The sequence below is a fragment of the Paenibacillus sp. FSL R7-0333 genome (assembly GCF_038000365.1).
Taxonomy (GTDB): Bacteria; Bacillota; Bacilli; order Paenibacillales; family Paenibacillaceae; genus Paenibacillus_AQ; species Paenibacillus_AQ silagei.
Window position 1 is genome coordinate 4,041,216 of the sequence record NZ_JBBOBZ010000001.1, and the last position, 17,301, is coordinate 4,058,516.

Consider the following 17,301-nt stretch of genomic DNA (forward strand, 5'->3'; position numbering starts at 1 on the left):
CAAAAGAAGTTCTGCCGCAGCTATTCACGCTAACCATATTCCTAGTTACACCGCCGTAAACTGGCTGTTGTACAAGCGGGCGTAGTAGCCTCCGCTCTCCAGCAGCCCGTCATGCGTTCCGCTCTCCACGATATCTCCATCCTTCATGAACAGGATGAGGTCCGCCTCGCGGATCGTGGACAGCCGGTGGGCAATGACGAAGCTGGTCCGCCCGGTGATCATCGCCAGGAAGGCCTTCTGTATCCGCGCCTCTGTCAGCGTATCAATGCTGCTGGTCGCCTCATCCAGAATGAGCATCGGCGGATCAACCAGCATGACGCGGGCAATGGTGAGGAGCTGCTTCTGACCCTGGGAGAGATTATCTCCCGAGGTGCTGATCTTGGTGTCATAGCCTTCAGGCAGGCGCTTGATGAAGCTATGTGCATTCGCGGCCTTGGCGGCTGCAATCACCTCCGCTTCGGAGGCCTCCGGCTTGCCATAAGCAATATTGTCGCGGATGGAAGCCCCGTACAGCCAGGTCTCCTGCAGCACCATGCCGAAATTGCGCCGCAGACTGTCGCGGGTGATGGAGGTAATATCTACTCCGTCAATCCGGATCGTTCCGCTGTCCACTTCATAGAAGCGCATCAGAAGGTTGACCAGCGTGGTCTTGCCCGCCCCGGTCTGGCCGACAATCGCCACGCGTGTGCCCGGCTTCACCTCCAGGCTGAAGTCCTTAATCAGCGGGCGCTCCGGTGTATAAGCGAAGCTTACCTTGTCGAAGGTGATCGTCCCCCGGCTGTTCTCCATCTCATACGCATCCGGCTGGTCGGGGGCTTCCTGCGGGAGATCCAGAATGGAGAAGATCCGCTGCGCCGAAGCTGTGGCGGACTGCAGCTGTGTGATCACACCGGTTATCTCATTGAACGGCTTCGCGAACAGACTGGAATAGATCAGGAAGCTGGACAGATCCCCTACGGAGAACAGGTCTCCGATAACAAGCACACTTCCGATCATCGCAATCAGCGAGAAGGTGATATTATTAACCAGCCGCGTAGTCGGGTTCGAGAGCGAGCCATAGAACTGCGATTTCGTCCCTGTCTTGTACAGCTCATTATTCCGCTCCGCAAAGCCTGCAAAGGAGCGGTCCTCGTAATGATAAGCCTGCACCACCTTCTGCCCGCCGACGATTTCCTCAACATAGCCGTTCAGCCCCCCGAGAATCTTGGCCTGCTCACGGAACAGCTGCTGGGAGCGCATCGTAATGAAGCGGGCAACGAAGAAGGTTGCCGGGGCAGACAGCAGCACCACCAGTGTCATTATCGGGCTGATATAGAGCATCAGCCCGATGGCCCCGGCAATGGTTACGATCCCCGTCAATAGCGTGGAGAAGCCCTGCAGCAGCCCGTCAGAGACGGCATCCATGTCGTTCACGAACCGGCTGATGCTGTCGCCCTGGGGATGGTTATCATGGAACTTCAGCGGCAGGGCGTCCAGTTTGTCAAACAGCTCGCGGCGCAGGTCATAGACTGTGCGGAACGCCAGCTTATTCGTATAATAAGTGAGCAGCCAGCCGAAGAAGCTGCCGACCAGATATACACTGCCCAGAATCAGCAGCAGGCGCAGAATTTCCGGGAACTCCACCCGATCCGGTCCGATCATATGGTCGATGGCGCGGCCAATCAGGAGCGGCCCGATCAGGCTGGCAACCACGCTCAGGATGGCGCAGAAGATAGCTCCATACGTTATTTTCCGGTACTCACGGGTATATTGAAACAGACGTTTCCAGGTCATTGTACTGGTCATTGTAAAGCCTCCTCGCTTGAGAGCTGTGACATGCAGATTTCCTGATAGACTGCGCAGCTCTCCAGCAGTTCCTCATGCGTACCGATTCCGGCAATCCGGCCTTCATCGAAGACGATAATCTGATCGGCCTGCCTTACTGTGCTCACCCGCTGGGATACAAGCAGTACGGTCATATCTGTACTGTTCTTGCTTAGTGCGCGGCGCAGTGACGCATCCGTAGCGAAGTCCAGCGCACTGGAGGAATCATCCAGGATGAGAATCGGCGGACGTCCGACGACAGCGCGGGCAATGGTCAGGCGCTGCTTTTGGCCACCGGACAGGTTATGCCCGCCGCGTACCACCAGCGTATCCAGCCCTTCCGGCAGCCGGGTGATGAACTCCTCAGCCTGGGCAACCACCGCTGCGGCCATGATCTCGTCCCGGGTAGCAGACGCCTTCCCCCAGCGGATATTCTCGGCAATCGTCCCGGTGAACAGCACCGCCTTCTGCGGCACAATGCCGATTCTGCTGCGCAGCTGCTCCAGCCGGTAGTCCCGTACGTTTACACCCTCGACCCTAACCTCCCCTTCCACAGCGTCATAAAAGCGCGGAATCAGATTCACGAAGGTGCTCTTGCCCGAGCCGGTACTGCCGATTAATCCTACCGTCTGCCCCCTGAGGATATCTACAGAGATATTTTCCAGGGCCAGCTCTCCGGTCGTGTTATAGCCAAAAGAGACATTGTGGAAGGAAATCACCGGCGCTGCTCCGTCCCGCTTCGCAGCAGGTGCATGAGCAGGCACTTCAACAACCGAAGCTGTCATCGCCAGCACCTCATTGATGCGGCTGGCAGACGAAGAGGCTTTGGTGAACAGAATGACCAGATTGGAGACTACGATCAGGGCCAGCAGGATCTGGGTTACATAGTTAATGAATGCAATAATCTCACCCTGCGACAGACTCCCGGCTTCAATGTGAATGCCGCCTGCCCATAGAATGGCAATAATCGCCGCGTTCACTACCAATGTCGTCATCGGTCCCAGCCAAGCGGAGATCCGTCCGACACGGATGGCCGTCTGCGTCAGATCCTCAGAGGCTTCATTGAAGCGCTGCTTCTCGCGGCGGCTCTCGGCGAAGGCCCGGATCACCCGGATGCCTGAGAGATTCTCGCTGAGCACCAGCGCCAGACGGTCCAGCTTAGCCTGATATTTGCGGTACATTGGCGAACTCCGAGTAATGATGAAGTATAGAATTACTGCGAATACGGGAGTAGCGGCAATCAGGATCAGCGACAGACGGAAATCCAGAATCATCGCCATAATAATAGCCCCGATACAGATGAATGGCGCACGGATGACCAGCCGGATGAGCATAGCTACTGCCACCTGCAGCTGGTTAACGTCGTTAGTGATCCGGTTGATCAGCGAAGGCGTGCCGATGACATCCAGCTCGGCATACGACAGCGAAGAGATGTGCTTGAACATTTTGTTGCGCAACGTGGTGCCGAACCCCTGTGAGGCCCGCGCCGCATAATATTGACATACCATGGAGCAGCCGAAGCCCAGAATAGCCATCAGCACCATCAGGGACCCCATCCGGTAAACGTAGCTGCTATCCTGCTTGCCAATTCCGTTGTTGATGATCAGGGCTACAATCGTCGGCAGCAGCAGCTCGAGAACCGCCTCCAGCAGCTTGAAAATCGGCCCGATTGTCACTTCTTTCTTGTATGGTTTTAAGAAAACTGCAATTTTGCGCACATTCATCCTCACCTAACTTAGCGTAGTATGTAATCCTTCTTGAAAAAAATAAAAGACCCGTTATGATTATGTCATACCTGCTTATATATTCATAATATTGGTTTCGTATCTATCCCATATGGATAACGTATGTCATAACCCTAACAAATGGAGGCTATACCATGGATATCCGCCAATTAAAATATTTCCTGGCCATTGCCGAGGAAGGACAAATTACATCCGCAGCCAGGAAGCTGCAAATGGCCCAGCCCCCGCTCAGCCAGCAGCTGAAGCTGCTGGAGGAGGAGCTCGGAGTCAAGCTGGTGGAGCGCGGACCGCGCAGCATCCAGCTGACGGATGCCGGAATCATTCTGCGTAACCGGGCCCAGCAGATCCTGGAGTTAACGGACTCCACCGCCCGGGAGATCAGCGACTATGCCAAAGGGCTAAAGGGGAGCCTTACCATTGGAACGGTCTCTTCATCAGGCGCTACCCTGCTGCACGAGCCGCTGACAGCGTTCCATAAGCGCTATTCGGGCGTAACCTTTGAGATTCATGAAGGCAATACGTTCATGATTATCGACCTGCTGAACAAGGGCATTGTTGAGGTGGGCATTATCCGTACCCCGTTCAACACCAGCAATCTGGAATGCCTGTATTTCCATTCGGAGCCGATGATCGCGGTGATGACCGCTGATTATGACTGGGCCCCCAGCCAGAGTGCTGCCCAGCTGGGCGAGCTGCAAGCCAAGCCGCTCATCATCTACCGCCGCTTCGAGCAGCTCATCCGCGAGACCTGTCTGGAGCACGGCTTTGAGCCACAGATCTTCTGTATGAACGATGATGCCCGGACCACGCTGCTCTGGGCCAATGCGGGACTCGGGATCGGCATCGTGCCCAAGTCGGCGTTCGAGCTGGCTAATCACAGCAACCTGATCTACAAAGAGATCCTTTGCGAGAGCCTGCGCACCCGCGTAGCCGCCGTGTGGATGAAGGATAAGTATTTGTCCACCATGGCTACCAAGTTCATCGAGACGTTCAAGTCGCTATGAACACGCCCCGCTCAGTCCCTCCCTTCTGGAGGATGTCCATTATCTGCGCCGGTCATCCTGCGGCTGGACGCTTTCCATATTCGCACCAAAATACCCCGCACCGGCCTAAGCCAGTCGCGGGGTTTCATAATCAGTCAAGGTCAACAGCCCGGCGGCAGCGCCGGTGTTAGACCATGATTTTACAAATATCGTTCGTGAACTGCACCGGATCATTAACCTGCAGTCCTTCGATCAGGAGCGCCTGATTGTACAAGAGGTTGGTGTACAGACCCAGCTTCTCCTTGTCGCCTTCGGCCGCAGCCTTCAGGGACTTGAAGACATCATGGTGAATGTTGATTTCCAGCACCTTGTCCGCTTGCACATCCTGGCCGCCGTTAGGCATGGCCTTGAGGATTTTCTCCATCTCGATCGTCAGCTCGCCTTCAGTGGACAGGCAGACCGGATGGGATTTCAGCCGCTTGGAGGCTTTGACCGCCTTCACTTTGCCGGACAGAATGCCCTGCATGGCTTCGAACAATCCCTTGTTCTCATTCTCTTCCGCTTCGGATGGCTTATCCTCGGCACTCTCTTCAATGCCTAAGTCGCCGCTGGAGACATTTCTAAACTCCTTCTCCTTGTACGCCATGATCATCTTGATTGCGAATTCATCGATATCATCGGTGAAGTAGAGAATCTCGTAGCCCTTGTCCAGTACCATTTCGGTCTGCGGCAGCTTCTCGATGCGCTCTACCGATTCACCGGAAGCGTAGTAGATATACTTCTGGTCTTCCGGCATTCTCTCTACATATTCAGCCAGCGTCACCAGCTTCTTCTCCTTGGAGGAGTGGAACATGAGGAGATCCTGCAGCGTTTCTTTTTCCATACCGTAGTCGTTATAGACCCCGAACTTCAGCTGTCTGCCAAAAGACTTGTAGAACGTCTCATACTGCTCGCGCTCATCCTTCAGCAGGCTCAGGAGCTGGCTCTTGATCTTGCTCTTAATGTTCTTGGCGATCATTGTAAGCTGGCGGTCATGCTGCAGCATCTCACGGGAGATATTGAGCGACAGGTCCTCGGAATCGACCATCCCCTTGACGAAGCTGAAGTAATCCGGCAGCAGGTCGGCGCATTTGTTCATAATCAGCACGCCGTTGGAGTAGAGCTCCAGGCCCTTCTCATATTCCTTGGTGTAGTAGTCGAACGGAGTATTCTCCGGAATGAACAGAATCGCGTTGTAGACCACTGCGCCGTCAGCACTGATGTGGATGTGCTTCAGCGGCTTGTCGAACCCGTAGCGCTTCTCTGCATAGAAGTTGTTGTAATCTTCTTCGGTCAGCTCTTTCTTGTTCTTGCGCCAGATCGGCACCATGCTGTTGACCGTCTGCTCTTCGGTGACATCGATGAATTCATTCTCTTCGCCCTCTTTGGGCTGTCTGCCGGTAATGTCCATCTTGATCGGGAAGCGGATGAAGTCCGAATACTTCTTAATGATTGATTTCAGACGGTATTCTTCCAGGAATTCGTCGTAGTTATCGTCTTCCGTATTCTCTTTGATCTTCAGCGTAATTTCGGTACCGACCGTATCCTTCTCACAAGACTCAATCGTGTAGCCGTCCGCACCCTGGGATTCCCATTTGAACGCCTGCTCGCTGCCCAGCGCCTTACTGATTACGGTCACATCGTCAGCCACCATGAATGCGGAATAGAAGCCGACCCCGAATTGTCCGATGATGTTGTGTCCATCCTTAGCTTCATTATCCTTCTTAAAAGCAAACGAGCCGCTGTTCGCGATAATCCCCAGATTGTTCTCCAGCTCTTCCTGCGTCATCCCGATGCCGGTATCGGCAATGGTTAACGTACGGCTCTCCTTGTCGGCGGTAACTTTAATGTAGTAGTCCTCTTTATTGAACACCAGACTATCATCGGCCAGTGCCTTGTAATAGATTTTATCGATGGCATCACTTGCATTGGAGATCAGCTCCCGCAGAAAAATCTCGCGCTGCGTATAAATGGAGTTAATCATCATTTCCAGCAGTCTTTTGGATTCAGCTTTAAACTCTTTTTTAGCCATGAATAAATAAATCTCCTTTCAAAAGTAACCTTCGGATTACGGAGCATCGTTTAGCACTCCACTCACTTGAGTGCTAACACTCCCTTTTATATACCATATTCTAGTTTTTGATGTCAACATCTTACCGCCCAGGGAGCCCACAAAAAAAGAAATGCATTCTATTTTAGTCCATGTTAGCATTCGGGTTGTACTCCATTTGACCACTTAACCACAGAAAGGATAATGATTAATGATGAACATTCAGCTCGAAAGCATTCCCGCAACACGTATAGCTTATGTACGGCAGACAGGCCCCTACGGCCCCGGCAACGTTCAGGCGATGGAACAATTGAAGGGTTGGGCGCGGGAACAAGGCTTGCTTCAAGGCTCGGCGGTGCTGTTCGGCATTCCGCAGGATAACCCTGCAACTACAAGGCCGGAGCTCTGCTGATATGATGCCTGCATCAGCCTGCCTGAGAATCCTCTCGAAGAGGCCTCAGTACCTTACGGCGAGCTTCTCGGCGGAGCCTACGCAGTGGTAACCCTCCAGCATACAGCTGAAGCTGTCGGTCAGGCATGGGCCGAGATTCTCCCGGCGTTGTCACGCAGCGGCCATAAGCTTGATCCCGGGCGGCCGGTTATAGAGAGATACACGGAAGACATGGTCAGCAGGCATCTTTGTGAGCTTTGTTTTCCTGTATTTGAATAAGGGCAGGAAGGCGCTTTAAAAAGCGGAAGTCCCGAAATCCATGATATAGCTACTTGGGACAGCCTTTATTTTGGAGCAGGATCAGTGTGAGCGCTTGAGTGGACGCTCCGCAAACAGAACGTTGTTCCCATCGCTGTTGTGTCCAGATTTTTTCATTCCCCTTAGCGGTGAAAATCCGGACACAAAGGCGAACGCTCCGCTTGTACACAATCATTCTGCCCGCTCCGCTGTTTATGCGGGAAGCGGACAAAATCACCCTAACGAGCCTGGCGGTGCTCCGCCCATCTTTCACCAATTTAGAACGTCTTCTCTCACCGACCGCTTGTATGAAGCAGCATTGTTGCACATTTTGCAGGACTTCACTAAAAAAGTTACTGGTTGTGGTACATTGTTGCATCATTTGCAGAAATTCCGGTACTTGGAGCAAATTAGCGCTGGCTTTGTTGCATTTTATGCAGGATTTCAGCATCAGTCGTTTCTATTGGGCCGTATTGTTGCATTTCATGCAGGATTTCTCTACAATGTTACGGACTGCGGAGCATGAGGCCCATCCACATCACAGCAGCACCGATTGTATTCGGAATTCCGCATACAATTTGCTAAAAAACAAAAAAGAGGCACCTCTATAAGCAAAATTCCCGCTTACGAGACAGCCTCTTTCATCTTTTCATAGTTAATCCAAATCCAGCGTTTCCCCCGCCGCCATAGAATGCAGCGTGCAGCCCGTCAGCTGCCCGCTCTGGATCAAGGCTTCGCGGAGCTTGTCGGTCTCCGGCTTCGCGGCATGAACCAGTACGGCGTGCCGGACCGGAAGAGACTTCAGCATACGCTGCACATCTTCCCGGCCCTGATGCACCTTATAGCGCAGCTTGAGCACCTCGCATACTCCATGCTGTCCCGGTTCATGCAGCAGCTTGTATCCGAAGGTACCGGCCGCTACATGACCGGTGATCAGCACGGAATAGGTTGAATGGGACGCCCACCTCGCATAGTACCAGCGGGACAAGGACGATTGCATCATGCCATCCGGCACGAACCACAGGGAAGGGCCGGAGCCTGACAGCAGCTCCTCCCGCTCCGCCTCGCTTTGCGGCATCGTCCAGCGGCGGGCGGCAAGAAAGTCTGCTATGTGATCCGCTGCGGAATACCCTCCTGTTCGCTCAGCACTCCTAAGCCAGAACGGCGAGGCTGCCAGCCGCCTCATCCCCTCTATCAGCTTCGCTTCCACTACCATCGGCAGATCCGCGAACAGCTTGGCAGCCCATAGCATCATCTCCTGGCTCCGTCCGCCTGCCGGAACCGGGAGCAGCACCTTGCCCCCCCGTGCCGCAGTCCTGCGGATGGCCTGCTCCAGCTGTCTCAGCTTATCAGACTGGCTCTCCTCGTCCATTCCGTACGCCGCATCGCCCACCGCCAGATCAAGACGCTGCCCGCACGACCATACCCTCAGCCTCTGGTCCGCATCCGGGATGCCTCCGGCTGCTTGTATCGCCTCAGCTGGTGAATCAGCCGCAAGTAACAGGGATTCCGCCGTATAGTCGCCGGAATAGAAGATGGAGCGCCCTTCCGCAGCGATCAGGAACCATACAGATCCCGCCAGATGCCCGCTTCGTCCCCACATGACCTGAACCCCGGGAATCAGTCTGAACCAGGACAGGCAGTTGCCCTCTTCCTCCAGATACCGGTAACGGATCGCTTGTTCATCTGCTTCAGTGTATGGCAGCTCATGGCCCTCACGATTAATATTCGAACGCCAGGAGCGGAAATAGGCATCCAGTTGCGCCCGCGTTTCCCGCGTTGTCCATACCTCACCCTTGTAACCCTGCGCATACAGCAGCGGCAGCGCTACCGAATGATCCTCATGGGCATGGGAGAGCAGTACCATGTCCAGCATTGCCGCCTGCCCGGGTTCGATGAGGGGATATTGTCCGGCTCCGCCTTTTTTGACGCCGCAATCAAGCAGCAGACGGTAGCCCCTTCCACTCAGGAGGTAAGCGGAACGCCCGTGTTCACCGGCTCCGCCCCATATGGTCAGCTTCGTCATAATCCGGTCCACTTTGTTCTGGAATTCAGCAGTTCAATGCCGAGCAGCAGCAGCACCGTCAAGCCAACCGATACCACCGCCATGGCCATGCCAAGCGATACCTGCCCCTGTTCGAACTGGGCAAAAATATACGTAGCCGAGGTCTGCATCGAAGGCGGCAGAATCAGCAGCGATCCAACCAGCTCCCGTACAGATATGGTGAAGGTCATCATCCAGCCTGCCAGCATACCGGGCATAATGAGCGGAAGCAGAATCCGCCGCAAGATATAGAACGGGCCTGCTCCGCTCACCTGAGCCGCTTGAAACAGCAACCCGTTAATTTGCGAGAAGCTGGACTTCACATACTGCACGGTATAAGGAAGAAACAGCACCACATACGTAAGCACTACCATCCCGTAGGTGTTGTAGAGCGTGAAGGGCATCCATGGCGCATTCCAGAGCAGAATCAGCCCCACCACCATTACAATGCCCGGAACCGTATTAGGCAAAAGACTCAGCAGATCAATGATCCGCTGCAGCCGCCCCGAAGACCTGCCGATAGCCAGCGCAAGACCGGCTCCAAGCACGACAGCCACCGATGCTGCGGCAAGCGACAGCCCCAGACTGTTCCCAATCGCCTTCAGGCTCACCGATCCCCAGGAGAGCAGCTCCCTGTAATGATCCAGCGTCAGATTGTCCAGCGATAACCCGGCACCGCGCAGCTTCATCAGCGAGGCGGCGATAATCGAGAAGTAGGGGATGCCTATGGATAATAGCAGCAGGGCAGCCAGATACAGGCCCGCTAGCCAGCCTGCGCCGCCGCGCAGGGAATACATCTTGGAGCGCTGTCCCTTGCCCCCCACCAGACGGTAAGTGAATCGGCGGCTGACCGCCGACTGCATGTACCAGATGACCAGACAGACCGACAGCAGCACGGATGCGAGCGAAGTAGCCTTGCCGAAGTCAATCGGCCAGCTGGAAATGTATTTATGAATTTCCGAGGTCATGACATAATAGCCGATCTTGCGGCCGAAGGTAGCCGGTGTTCCGAACTCCGCAATCGTCTTGACGAAGACGAGCATCACCCCCATGCCATAGGCCGACAGCAGCAGCGGCATGATGATCCGCCGGAAGCGGTAGCCTGCCTTTGCCCCGTGCACCGCTCCCGCCTCCTCCAGATTGCCGCCTATTCGAATAAGCGCATCCCGAAGCAGCAGATACAGGAACGGGAACAGATGCATGCTCATAATGAAGACCATTCCCCAGAAGCTGAAGAAAGAATCACTTAACGCACCCGCACCCGGAAGCCACTGCTGAAGATATCCGCCTTTTTGCATGAACAGAATCCAGCCCATGGAGCCGATATACGGCGGGGTCATGAACGGAATCAGCAGAATAACATCAATCCAGCGGTGCAGCCCCATACGGGTCTTGGCCATCATCCAGGCCAGCGGCATCGCAAGCAGCGTCGTTCCTGCCACTACGCATATTCCAAGCCATACCGAGTTCAGCAGCACCCCGGACAGACTGTGTCCGGTGATCGTACGGAGGGGGGCCATCCAGTCCAGCCGCTGATCCGGGGTAACGCTTTGCCAGAAGATGAGCAGAAGCGGAATGCCGATGCTGACCGCCAGCAAAAAGAAGGAGAGCAGCAAGCCCGCTCTCCGAAGTATCCGGTTACTGTCCATGGAGACTGGACTCATTGCTTTCACCTCAACCTTAAGCCTTTATTTGTAAATTTCCGCGAATTTCGAAGCCGTCTCATTCCCATGCTCACTCATCCAGGTCCAGTCTGCCTTAAGCTGCGGGATGTCCTTCAGATTGGTCCGGTTTGAAGCTTCAATATCCTCGCGGCCCGGTATGAGATACGCATCCACTACCAGCTGCTGAGCTTCGTCAGACAACAGATAATCAATGAATGCTTTAGCATTGGCCACGTTCGGACTCGTTTTTAGAATTGCTGCCGGTCTCGGACTTACCACCGTACCCTCCTCAGGATAGATGATATCCAGCGGTTCTCCCTTTGCTTTAGCTTTGTAGGCCATATAATCTACCCCTGCTGCTACAATACTCTTAGCTCCTGTAATCACCGGATCAAGCGCCTCCTGGTTCGCTCCAGCCATAGCGGCACCGTTCGCCTTGTAATTCTTGAACAGCTCCCAGCCCTGCTCGCCGTTCACGCTCAGATAGCCTGTAATGAAATCCAGCGCCGAACCAGACAGCGTCGGATCAGGAATGTTGACGGCATCCTTCCACTCCGCATCTGCCAGCTCTGCCCAGGTCTTGGGCGGATTCGCTACCAGCTTCGTATTATAGACAATTCCCAGTGCTGATGCGCTTGAGCTGAAATAATTGCCTTCTGCATCCGACCAGTCCTGAATCAGCTTGTCCTTATTGGCCGCTTCCGGGTAGGGCAGCGTCAGCCCCTCCGCCTTAAGCGCCTGTGCGGAAGGCAGGGAAGCCAGAATCACCACATCGGCCACCGGGTTTGCCTTCTCCGCTTCCATCCGGGCCAGAATCTTGCCGGTCGTTCCCTGGAACATTTCCACCGTGACACCTGTCTTGGCCTTGAAGCCATTCACAATATTGTCTGCCAGGCCCTGCGGGCCGGCGGAATAGAGCACCAGCTTGCCGCTTAACGCAGCTTCTGTAGCTTCAGGAGTTGACGAAGCTGCCCCAGTTGCCTCAGGTGTACTCGTGCCGGCCCCGCCGGCACTGGTGCTGTTGCCCGTACCACAACCCGCCAGACTCATACTCATCACAGCAGATAACAGCAGCACTGCCCCTTGTTTACGCGGTTTGTTCCATTTCATGGTTATGATTCGCTCCTTTTAGGTTCTTCTTCATTTGAATTCGAATTCATCCGGCATATCCGCCGCGGTGAGACATAGAGCTGAACCCTTTCTCCTACAGGAATCCGGTTGTTCAGATAGGCTGTCCATATTCCGGCCCCCTCCACCTCCGCACGGATCTCATAACGTTCTCCGGCATAACTGACACTCCGTACAGCAGCGGAATAACACAGATCATCGCCCGCCGTCCGGCTCCATCCGATATGCTCAGGCCGCACCATCTCCTGCTCCGGCGTAAGCCAGTTCGACTTGCCGATGAATGAGGCCACGAACGGTTCTGACGGTGCCTCGTATACCGCTTCAGGAGTTCCAGTCTGCAATATCCGCCCGCTTTTCATAACGACAATCTCGTCGGACATCGACATCGCTTCAATCTGATCATGGGTCACGTAGAGTGCAGTGAGACCCATGTCCCGGACCAGCGACATCATCTCCACTCTCATCTCTTCCCGGAGTACGGCATCCAGCGCGCTTAACGGCTCATCGAAGAGTACCACACCCGGACGGACAACTACCGCTCTGGCAAAAGCAACCCTCTGCTGCTGACCGCCCGACAGCTGATGCGGATACCGGTTCTCCATCCCCTGCAGCCGGACCATCTCCAGTGTCTCCAGTACCTTGCTCCGCAGCTGCGCACGCTGCCCTGAGGCCTTCAGCCCGAAAGCCACATTCTCATACACCGTCATATGCGGCCAAAGTGCAAAATCCTGAAACACCATCCCGAAATTCCGCTTGTGCACCGGAACATCGATCCGCTGCGCAGCGGAGAAATAACATTTCCCGTCAGCGTATAATTCCCCGCCATCCGGGCGCTCAAGGCCCGCTAACATCCGCAGCAGCGTGGTTTTGCCGCAGCCGGAAGGCCCCAGTAAGGTAGTGAACTTACCGTGCTTCAATTCAAGCCCCGCAGGCAGCAGCGCCGGTTGTCCGCCAAAGCTTTTATGAATCCCCTTTATCTGAATATTCATTTCGATCCCTGCCTGTCTTCTTGAGCTGTCCTCAGTCTAACGTCTGTATTCGCAGGTTGTTTATTTTTCATGTAAACACGTAATTAACTTTATATATGAATTCTGTTAACGTTCATAGATAAAATCTATGGTGGGGGGAGATCCCACTAACGATTGGAAGAGGTAACTCCATGAATCTGATGAAACTGCAAATCATTGAACTAATCGACCAGCTGCACCATATGACCAGCGTAGCTGAAGTGCTCGGGATCAAGCAGCCGACCGTAACCTTTCATATGAAGTCGCTTGAAGAAGAGCTTGGGGTCCGGCTGTTCGAGGCCCGCAGTGGCAAAACCTTTCTCACCGAGGCCGGAGCAGCCCTCCTTCATTATTCCGTGAAGATTAATGCGCTTGCCCGCGAGGCCCGGCGGGTAGCCGGAGAATTCGACACCCTCTACCGGGGAACGCTGCTGATTGGGGCCAGTTATGTACCTGCAACCTATTTGCTGCCGTCCATATTACATGCGTTCTCCCGGGAGTTCCCCGGCATCCGCATGGCTCTGTCTGTGAAGCCCTCTCCGGTCATCCGGGAGATGCTGATCCGCCACGAAATCGACTTAGGTGTGATCTCCTCCGAGCCTTTCACGGAGCCTGCTCTGCAGGCTGAATCGCTGATTACAGATGACCTCGTCCTGATCTGTTCTCCTAAGCACCCGCTCGCCCGCAAGACTCAGCTTACTATGGAGGAGATGAGTAAGACTCCCTTTGCGCTGCACGGAAGCGAATCCAGTACTCGCCGCCTGACGGAGCGCTGGTTCGGACAGCAAGGGCTGCAGCTGCGTAATACGATTGAGGTCGATTCACTGGAGGCCATCAAGCAGCTCGTGCAGCTGGGCGGCCACATCTCCGTGATGTCCCGGATGGCGGTACAGTGGGAGCAGCAGCAAGGTCTAATTCAGGTGATGCCTATTCAAGGGGAGATGTCACCGCGTTATATCTATGCCGTGCATAACAAGGACCGGCATCCTTCGGTGCAGATGGAGAGCTTCCGGAGCAGCCTGCAGGCCACCAAAAACTGTTAGCCGTCATTGAGTAAGTCTATGCAGGATTAACGCAATTCCCCTTTCACTTTAACCGCTCCCATATACTTGGCCCGTAAAGTGGGTCATGTACCCAAACCTGATCATAGGAGTGATGATGCTTGAGAAAATGGAAAAAGCTTACCCTGTCCTTCATGCTGAGTATTGTGACAGCAGGCGGTGTATTAGCCGGACAGGGCATCCTGCTGCCGGAGCGCGTCTCAGCCGCAGCTAACGCCGTTCCAGCCTATGAGGTGAAGTTTCTGGCGGACCCTGATCTTGTGCTAGACAGCAGCGGATCGCCGCAGCGCGAGGTCATGGATACATTCGATCTAAATTCTACTCCACAGGCTATTCGAGTCGAGTATTTCGATACCGACACGCTTGAGCTGAACAGCAAGGGGTGGGATGTGCGGCTGCGCAAAAAAGAGAACAAGTCCGATTATGAATTGACCTACAAGAAACGTTATCCTGTCGTGAACGGAAATATCCAGGCAGCGCTCACCCTGGCGAATCAGGAGGGCTTCGACGCCTCAGATGATAACTATGAAGCAGAGGTGGATTGGGGGTATGGCAAGCAGACCCTTAGCTTCTCTAATACCAAAAAGGTCAGCACCAAAGCTGCCGGAGCCGTTCTCCCTGCTGAGGAAGAGGCCCTGAAGCTGCTGCTGGACAAGCTGCCAGGCAAATTGAAGAACTGGTCTGCATCGAACTGGGGGAAGCAGAAGCTGACAGCCTCCCGGGCGCATGGCCCGTTGACCTTCGAGCGGTATACAGGCACCTGGAACAATCAGGAGATCACTCTTGAGGTATGGCCAGTGCGTGATGAGGCGGGAAGCGGCATCCAGAATATCGTGGAGATTTCGTTCAAAGCCACCGATAGCACCAGTGTAACCGGGTTACGTGCCGGGCTGATGAGCCTGCTGAACGCCGAGGGCTGGCTTCTTCCTGCTGATGGCCTCAAGACCCAGCTGATTCTGGAAAGGTATTAAAGTAATCATCAATATTAGCTTATAACTCAAAAAGAGCACTGCCGCACCCTTCATGAGGGCGATACGGCAGTGCTCTTCTGCTGATATGAATTTGTTACGAGACGGCTCCCCGCTGCCCGGTACGTTACCATTACAGCGCAACAGTCTTCGCCTTGGCGTCCTCAAGCATCATCTGAATCAGCGACTGCAGCGGCAGGGACTTCCACTTCTTCGGATGCAGCAGCAGTTGCAGATCGAAATGAATCTCCGGGTGGGCAAAAGACAGCTCGGACAGGTTCCCCCGCTCGATCTCCTCCTCCGCCACAATCCGCGGCAGCAGCGCTATGCCCAGGCCATTGCGTACACAACGCTTAATCGCTTCCAGATTCGACAGCTCAAAACCAATCCGAAACACGATCCCGTGGTCCCGGAGCAGGTTCTCGAACAGGCTGCGGTAAATGCAGCTCTCCTCGGAGACAATCAGCTCGCAGTTGTTCAGATCCTGGAGGGTCACCTGCTCCAGCCGGGCCAGCGGATGGCTGGCTGGTGCCACGAGGACAAGCGGCTCATCACGGATGATCGTTCGCGTAAGCGCGCTATCCACCGTGCTGCGGTCCAGCAGAAGACCGATATCGACCTCTCCGTCCCTGATTTTGGATATCAGATTGGCCTCCTGCTCGGTCTGCAAATGAATATTCAGACCAGGGAACATCGTCCGCAGCTGCTGCAGGAACGGCGGCAGATAGAAGGCCGCAAGTGAATCAATCGTTCCAATCGTAAGCGTTCCGCCGATCTGCTGGGCGATCGTTTCCTTAGAGCGGTCATAGAGATCCAGAATCTCCACGAACAGCTTAAGCAGCTCTTCCCCCGGCGGAGTTAAACGCAAGGCGCGGCCATGACGTTCAATGAGCGGCACTCCATATTCCTTCTCAATCTTCTGTATCTGCATCGTGACACTGGACTGGGCATAGCCCAGCTCTTCAGCCGCACGCGTAAAGCTCTGCCGCTTGGCCACTTCGCGGAAGGTCCGCATATACGTTAAGTCCATCGTCTCACCCTAACATCAATATTATTGATAACCCACATCATTTATTATAGCTAACAACGATGCAATAATCCATGGTACAGTAGAACAAACGGATTTTACATTTTTGGAGGACGATATTCATGTTAACAGAAGAACAGATTTATGGAATTTATGTTCCCGTGGTCACCCCGTTCCATGCTGCAGGCGAGCTTGATCTGGAATCGTATCAGCGTTATGTGAACAACATCATCAAGAACAATATTCATGGTCTGGTCGTCAATGGAACCACTGGAGAATCGCCGACAGTCAATATACAGGAATTACAGTCGCTCGTGGATACCTCACGGGAACTTCTGAAGTCCAGCTCTATCCCGCTCGTGGTGGGAACAGGTACAAATGATACCTACTCTACCGTGGCCCGTACTGAGCTGGCGGCGAACGCAGGTGCCGATGCCGCACTGGTGGTTGTCCCTTATTACAGCCGTCCGTCCCAGGAAGGCATCATCGCTCATTTCCGCAAGGCAGCAGAAGTGGGTCTGCCCATTATGGCTTACGATATCCCGGGCCGCACTGGAGTCGGCATGACGCTGGACACTGCCCGTACGATCCTGGAGATGAACAATGTCGTAGGGTTAAAAGACTGCTCCGGCTCCCCCCTGCTCGTCTCCGAGCTGTCCAAGAGCGGCGGCAAGCCCGTGCTCTGCGGCGAAGATCTGCATTTCTTCGACATGCTGGGCTACGGGGCCGCCGGAGGCATGCTGGCCTCAGCCAATGTACATACAGGCCGCTTCCTCAGCATCTACGAGCAGTACAGAGCCGGTCAGATTGAGGCTGCACAGGCTGCGTATGATCAGCTAGTGCCGCTGATGAAGCTGCTGTTCAAGGAGTCCAACCCGGCCCCGATCAAATGGCTGCTCAGCGAACTCGGAGAGCTCTCCTCGGATACGCTCCGCTTGCCAATGACTTCCATTAGCACCGCGCTGCGCGAGGAGCTGGGCGCCTACCTTGCAGGGGAAGCTGTCAGCGGCAGACAAGAAGCGATGTAACCGTTAAGAGGCCATGGAGCAGACAAACACCCGCCATTTTCAGTGAGAACCTGAGAATGGCGGGTG

13 protein-coding genes and 1 pseudogene are annotated in these 17,301 nt (G+C 54.6%); 6 read left to right on the forward strand and 8 right to left on the reverse strand.

The window, feature by feature from the left end; translation table 11 throughout:
* Positions 1–45: 45 nt before the first annotated feature.
* Positions 46–1,785 (reverse strand): ABC transporter ATP-binding protein, encoded by a 1,740-nt coding sequence (locus MKY86_RS16915; RefSeq protein ID WP_076078713.1) that lies wholly within the window; start codon positions 1,783–1,785, stop codon positions 46–48.
* Positions 1,782–3,521 (reverse strand): ABC transporter ATP-binding protein, encoded by a 1,740-nt coding sequence (locus tag MKY86_RS16920; RefSeq protein WP_076078802.1) that lies wholly within the window; start codon positions 3,519–3,521, stop codon positions 1,782–1,784. Before MKY86_RS16920 ends, MKY86_RS16915 begins: the two co-directional genes overlap by 4 nt.
* A 161-nt stretch (positions 3,522–3,682) precedes the next feature.
* Here MKY86_RS16920 and MKY86_RS16925 point away from each other — a divergent pair, with 161 nt between their 5' ends.
* Positions 3,683–4,552 (forward strand): LysR family transcriptional regulator, encoded by an 870-nt coding sequence (locus MKY86_RS16925; RefSeq protein ID WP_076078711.1) that lies wholly within the window; start codon positions 3,683–3,685, stop codon positions 4,550–4,552.
* Positions 4,553–4,718: 166 nt separating this feature from the next.
* Here MKY86_RS16925 and htpG read toward each other — a convergent pair whose 3' ends face one another.
* Complete coding sequence (gene htpG, locus MKY86_RS16930) at positions 4,719–6,602, reverse strand: molecular chaperone HtpG (RefSeq protein WP_076078710.1); 1,884 nt, start codon at positions 6,600–6,602, stop codon at positions 4,719–4,721.
* 232 nt (positions 6,603–6,834) lie between these two features.
* Here htpG and MKY86_RS16935 point away from each other — a divergent pair.
* Both MKY86_RS16935 and MKY86_RS16940 read left to right on the forward strand, forming a co-directional pair.
* A pseudogene (locus MKY86_RS16935) lies at positions 6,835–7,290 on the forward strand (AraC family transcriptional regulator).
* 70 nt (positions 7,291–7,360) lie between these two features.
* Positions 7,361–7,834, forward strand: coding sequence for a hypothetical protein (locus MKY86_RS16940; protein ID WP_143803693.1), 474 nt, complete (start codon positions 7,361–7,363; stop codon positions 7,832–7,834).
* A 129-nt stretch (positions 7,835–7,963) separates the two neighbouring features.
* Here the strand turns inward: MKY86_RS16940 and MKY86_RS16945 are convergent, their stop codons facing one another.
* The 4 genes from MKY86_RS16945 to MKY86_RS16960 are packed head-to-tail and all read right to left on the reverse strand — an operon-like array spanning position 7,964 to position 13,133.
* A complete protein-coding gene (locus MKY86_RS16945) occupies positions 7,964–9,334 on the reverse strand; it encodes an MBL fold metallo-hydrolase (protein ID WP_076078708.1) in 1,371 nt (456 codons plus the stop codon).
* Positions 9,331–11,016, reverse strand: coding sequence for an ABC transporter permease (locus tag MKY86_RS16950; RefSeq protein WP_076078707.1), 1,686 nt, complete (start codon positions 11,014–11,016; stop codon positions 9,331–9,333). Before MKY86_RS16950 ends, MKY86_RS16945 begins: the two co-directional genes overlap by 4 nt.
* A 24-nt stretch (positions 11,017–11,040) precedes the next feature.
* Complete coding sequence (locus tag MKY86_RS16955; protein WP_076078705.1) at positions 11,041–12,126, reverse strand: ABC transporter substrate-binding protein; 1,086 nt, start codon at positions 12,124–12,126, stop codon at positions 11,041–11,043.
* 2 nt (positions 12,127–12,128) lie between these two features.
* The gene (locus MKY86_RS16960; protein ID WP_076078704.1) at positions 12,129–13,133 is read right to left on the reverse strand and encodes an ABC transporter ATP-binding protein; all 1,005 of its coding nucleotides are present in this window, start codon (positions 13,131–13,133) and stop codon (positions 12,129–12,131) included.
* 170 nt (positions 13,134–13,303) lie between these two features.
* Between MKY86_RS16960 and MKY86_RS16965 the strand changes: the two genes are divergently transcribed.
* On the forward strand, positions 13,304–14,194 hold the full coding sequence (locus MKY86_RS16965; RefSeq protein ID WP_076078702.1) for a LysR family transcriptional regulator: 891 nt from the start codon (positions 13,304–13,306) through the stop codon (positions 14,192–14,194).
* A 119-nt stretch (positions 14,195–14,313) separates the two neighbouring features.
* The gene (locus MKY86_RS16970) at positions 14,314–15,183 is read left to right on the forward strand and encodes a hypothetical protein (protein WP_143803691.1); all 870 of its coding nucleotides are present in this window, start codon (positions 14,314–14,316) and stop codon (positions 15,181–15,183) included.
* Between the two features lie 130 nt (positions 15,184–15,313).
* Here MKY86_RS16970 and MKY86_RS16975 read toward each other — a convergent pair whose 3' ends face one another.
* Complete coding sequence (locus MKY86_RS16975; protein ID WP_076078701.1) at positions 15,314–16,210, reverse strand: LysR family transcriptional regulator; 897 nt, start codon at positions 16,208–16,210, stop codon at positions 15,314–15,316.
* A 119-nt stretch (positions 16,211–16,329) separates the two neighbouring features.
* On the opposite strand from MKY86_RS16975, the gene dapA reads away from it, so the two are divergent.
* Positions 16,330–17,235, forward strand: a complete 906-nt coding sequence (gene dapA / locus MKY86_RS16980) for a 4-hydroxy-tetrahydrodipicolinate synthase (RefSeq protein ID WP_076078699.1) — start codon at positions 16,330–16,332, stop codon at positions 17,233–17,235.
* Positions 17,236–17,301: the final 66 nt, after the last annotated feature.